The 3,384-nt window shown below is 45.1% G+C and carries 4 protein-coding genes and 1 pseudogene; 1 reads left to right on the top strand and 4 read right to left on the bottom strand.

Annotated elements, in window-relative coordinates; translation table 11 throughout:
- A partial coding sequence (locus tag ACTHSP_RS18955; RefSeq protein WP_440346676.1) for a guanylate kinase occupies positions 1-354 on the bottom strand: 354 nt, incomplete at its 3' end.
- A gap of 168 nt (positions 355-522) precedes the next feature.
- Here ACTHSP_RS18955 and ACTHSP_RS18950 point away from each other — a divergent pair.
- Positions 523-1,083 carry an adenine phosphoribosyltransferase gene (locus ACTHSP_RS18950; protein WP_314512994.1) on the top strand — a complete coding sequence of 187 codons (561 nt, stop codon included), beginning with the start codon at positions 523-525 and terminating at the stop codon, positions 1,081-1,083.
- 49 nt (positions 1,084-1,132) lie between these two features.
- Here the strand turns inward: ACTHSP_RS18950 and ACTHSP_RS18945 are convergent, their stop codons facing one another.
- The 3 genes and pseudogenes from ACTHSP_RS18945 to ACTHSP_RS18935 all read right to left on the bottom strand — a co-directional run.
- Complete coding sequence (locus ACTHSP_RS18945; protein ID WP_003686026.1) at positions 1,133-1,870, bottom strand: toxin-antitoxin system YwqK family antitoxin; 738 nt, start codon at positions 1,868-1,870, stop codon at positions 1,133-1,135.
- 225 nt (positions 1,871-2,095) lie between these two features.
- Positions 2,096-2,995 (bottom strand): 50S ribosomal protein L3 N(5)-glutamine methyltransferase, encoded by a 900-nt coding sequence (prmB, locus tag ACTHSP_RS18940; protein ID WP_314512996.1) that lies wholly within the window; start codon positions 2,993-2,995, stop codon positions 2,096-2,098.
- A 95-nt stretch (positions 2,996-3,090) separates the two neighbouring features.
- A pseudogene (locus ACTHSP_RS18935) lies at positions 3,091-3,384 on the bottom strand (nitric-oxide reductase large subunit); the annotation flags it as partial.

Here is a 3,384-nt window from a genome sequence, read left to right as displayed (position 1 = left end):
TTCAGGCAACGATTTACGCACTTGCGCCGCACCTTGCACATCAATTTCCAAAATTACGTCATAGCCCTCTTCGCTCAGCGAATTTACGCCGGCGATGCTGGTGCCGTAATAATTGCCGAACACATTGGCGTGTTCCAAAAAGGCTCTTTGCTCAATCAGTGATTCAAATTCTTCTTTGGGAACAAAGTGGTAATGCACGCCATGTGCCTCACCCTCACGCGGCTGGCGCGTGGTATGAGAAATGGAAACACGGATGTCGTCATGATTTTTCAACAGGCGCGACACCAAGGTTGTTTTACCTGTGCCAGAAGCGGCAGAAATGATGTAAATATTGCCTTTTTTATGATTTTGCATGGTGGTTCAGCCGATGGTATGTACCTGTAAATTATAACACAACACAATGTTTCTCGGAATTTCAGACGGCATGTTGCAAAATTTGGCTATTGTATCGATTAATTTGGCAAGTCCGCATATGACCGCTACAATATCGCGTTAAAAACTTTTTGATTTCGGAATGTCGAGATGTTGATTCATCCTGAAGTAATGGGCGTAGAAGCTTTGGCGGACAAAATCCGTAAAATTGAAAACTGGCCGCAAAAAGGGATTTTGTTTCATGACATTACTCCCGTTTTGCAAAGCGCAGAATATTTCCGCCTGCTGGTCGATTTACTGGTTTACCGCTATATGGGGCAAAAAGTTGATGTCGTAGCAGGCTTGGATGCGCGCGGCTTTATCATTGGCGCAGCTTTGGCCTATCAGCTGAACGTTGGCTTTGTCCCCATCCGCAAAAAAGGCAAACTGCCGTTTGATACGGTTTCTCAGAGTTACGCTTTGGAATATGGCGAAGCAACGGTAGAAATCCATACCGACGCCATCAAGCCGGGTGCACGCGTTTTATTGGTAGATGATTTGGTGGCAACCGGCGGCACAATGCTGGCAGGTGTCGAGCTGATCCGCAAACTGGGCGGCAAAGTAATCGAAACAGCTGCTATTTTGGAATTTACCGATTTGGACGGCGGCAAAAAAATCCGCGAAAGCGGCGCGCCGTTATTTACCCTGTGCCAAAACAAAGGCTGTATGTAACACACAAAAAACCGCAAGCCGATCAGCCTGCGGTTTTTTATTGTTAAATTTATTCGAGAACGTACCCGTCCGTATCCCAGAAAGTTTTTTTCACCAACTGGTCATCTTTATAAACCAGCTCGGATTTCTTCGCACCATCATCATACCAATCCAAAATAATGCCGCTGCGTTTACCGTTGCGAATACTCAATTCAGACACGATGCGGCCATTTTCATCCCAACTGATAATCTCCGTTGGTTTATCATTGCTCATCATCATTTCGGTTTTCGGGCTGCCGTCTGAATACCATTGTTTCCAATGACCATTGGCTTTATCGTGCTTAAACTGAATTTCGCTTTCTTTCACACCATTTCGGTAATAGCGGGAACCCACACCCTCACTCAGACCATTTTGATAAGGCATTACCGCAGATTTTTTGCCGTTTGGATACCAGTTAACCCATTCGCCATGCGGTTTGCCGTTGCGATAGCTGCCAACCATCTTTTTCTGACCGTTGAAATGCCACAGGGTCAGCGTACCGTTATCCAACGCCGGCACAAAAACCTTAATCTGACCGGCAGGTACTTCATAAGGATCAGAATATTTTTTCATCGATGGATAGTAAAAATCCTGCACCTGAGCCTTGCCTGCCTCAATCTTGTATTGTCGGACATAAGCAACCGAAGGCATGGTCGCCGTCAGTTTACCGTTTTGATTGAAATAAACGGTATGTTGCTGGGCAAAGGCGGCAACGGGCATACTGAACAAGGCAGCAGCCAACAGGCCTGATTTTAAATAATTATTCATAATATGGAGTTTGGCAGTATATGTTCTACAAAAAGTCAGTAATAAAAATTCACTGACATTAGAAACTATGACAAATATTATAAGCCATAGTTTCAAAGCCTGCTTGGATTTCATATTCGGCATACCATAGCCATTTGTATTTTCTTAAAACATTAAAAATTATACAGAACAAAGGCCGTCTGAAACTTTTTCAGACGGCCTTTGTTTTATTTATATCAAAATAAACTACTCTTCACCCAATAATTGCTCTCGGGTCAACAAGAATACAAACCCATCACCACCGCTGGTTTCCAACCAAGTAAACGGTAATTCTGGATAAGCCGCTTCCAATACTTCACGGTTGTGACCGATTTCAACCAACAATACACCTTTCGGATTCAGATATTTTGCCGCTTGCAGAATGATTTGACGTGTAGCGTCCAAACCATCTTCGCCGCTGCCCAAAGCCAATTCCGGCTCGTGCAGGTATTCATCAGGCAGCGCTTCTACAGATTCCGCATCGACATAAGGCGGATTGGAAACAATCAAGTCGTAGGTTTCATCCAGGCCTTCAAACAAATCGGTATGCACCAAGCTGATACGGTCTTCCAAGCCATAATCTTCGATATTAATTGCGGCCACTTCCAACGCATCCAAGCTTAAATCAACGGCATCGATTTGTGCATCGGGATAGTGGTGCGCCATTTGAATGGCTAAACAACCGCTACCGGTACACAAATCCAAAGCTCGGTGCACCAATTCATCATGTTCAATCCAAGGACGGATACCGTCGCCCAGCAATTCGTAAATGAAAGAACGAGGCACGATAACGCGCTCATCAACATAAAAATCAAACTCGCCCTGCCATGCCTGATGCGTCAGATACGCGGCAGGAATATGCTCCACTGCGCGGCGTTCGAGAATGGACAATACCTCTTCCTTCTCACTTTGCAACAATTTGGCATCCAAATAAGGCTCCAACGTATCCAAAGGCAGGTTCAAAGTGTGCAAAATCAGATAGGCTGCCTCGTCATGGGCATTATCACTTCCGTGTCCGAAAAACAGTCCGGCATCATTAAAACGGCTGACAGCGAAACGCAATAAATCGCAAACAGTGGTCAGCTCTTGAGCAGCTTGGTTGAACATAATGTTTTGTCTTGTCAATTTAAGAATGTTGAAATTATAACAGAAAGGCCGTCTGAAAACTTTTCAGACGGCCTTCGATTTAATTCAGCTTAAGATTATTTATCGCGGCTGAATACGATTTTGGTAGCTTGGATAGCAACGCAGACAGCACCACCGATGAAGATCAAGTCAGCAGCGGTACGAACCCAACGCAGGGTATCCAGAATTTCCATTTGCAGGAACTCTTCGCTACGTGCATACCACAGACCATGAGTGATAGAAGCGTAAGCTTGGATCACACCGACCGGCAACAGGCTGATGGCAATCATACCGACCAGACCGCCGTTCAGCAGCCAGAAGCCCCAAGTCATCAGTTTGTCGTCAAATTGAACATTAGGTTTCAGGTAGCG

It is taken from the genome of Neisseria sp. P0001.S005, assembly GCF_051963715.1.
This window is presented reverse-complemented; position numbering and strand designations above follow the sequence as displayed.

Bases quoted from the DNA above. Each gene is read 5' to 3' on its own strand.
- ACTHSP_RS18950 (WP_314512994.1), top strand. From the start codon at position 523: ATGTTGATTCATCCTGAAGTAATGGGCGTAGAAGCTTTGGCGGACAAA.
- ACTHSP_RS18945 (WP_003686026.1), bottom strand. From the start codon at position 1,870: ATGAATAATTATTTAAAATCAGGCCTGTTGGCTGCTGCCTTGTTCAGT.
- prmB (WP_314512996.1), bottom strand. From the start codon at position 2,995: ATGTTCAACCAAGCTGCTCAAGAGCTGACCACTGTTTGCGATTTATTG.